This is a genomic window from Paenibacillus sp. P4_A7 (assembly GCF_056402455.1).
Map to the genome: position 1 here is coordinate 1 of NZ_JBFUHJ010000914.1, position 622 is coordinate 622.

Consider the following 622-nt stretch of genomic DNA (forward strand, 5'->3'; position numbering starts at 1 on the left):
GACATCAATCTTATGCCCTTCAATTTTCCAATCTTTAAAATCACTCTCGTTCCGAACATCTAAAATAAAAAGCTCTTGCCTATTTATTACCTGTTCAGCCAATTCACCAGCTGTCATTGGATTAATTACTGCAGACGTGTTCATAACATGAATCCCCCTTTAAATGATTTAGAATGATAAAGATATACTGGCGTCCTTAGCAAAATCAAGGAACGTAACGGCACCGCCAACTTCAATTCCATCAATTAAATCTACTTTCTTCAAGTTCATAACATCCATAGTCATCTCAGGCAATAAWCTTGACGCCCAGCTCCTGCGATATGGCAACGAGCTCAGGAATCGAAGGTACGTTGGCATTTTTAAACCCTTCTGCAAAATGCTCTTTTCCATCCGGTAAAGGCAGTGTGAGATGCGCTTGTTTGTGTATGAGGCTCAGTCCTTCAAAGGTAAAGAATATGGCCACTTCAGCATCTGTTGCCGCCGATGCAGTTGCGATATTAAATACTTTATAAGCATCGAACATTCCACCGTTGCTTGCGATAATTGCTACTTTTGTTTTCATCATAAATACCTTCCATTTAAGTTAGTTTTACTTAATTATTTTTCTCAGTAGGGCCTGTCC

General features: G+C 39.3%; 1 pseudogene. It reads right to left on the bottom strand.

The annotated features are described in order from the left end of the window. Positions 1-168: 168 nt before the first annotated feature. Positions 169-562, bottom strand: a pseudogene (locus AC1DWN_RS34905) (DsrE/DsrF/DrsH-like family protein). Positions 563-622: the final 60 nt, after the last annotated feature.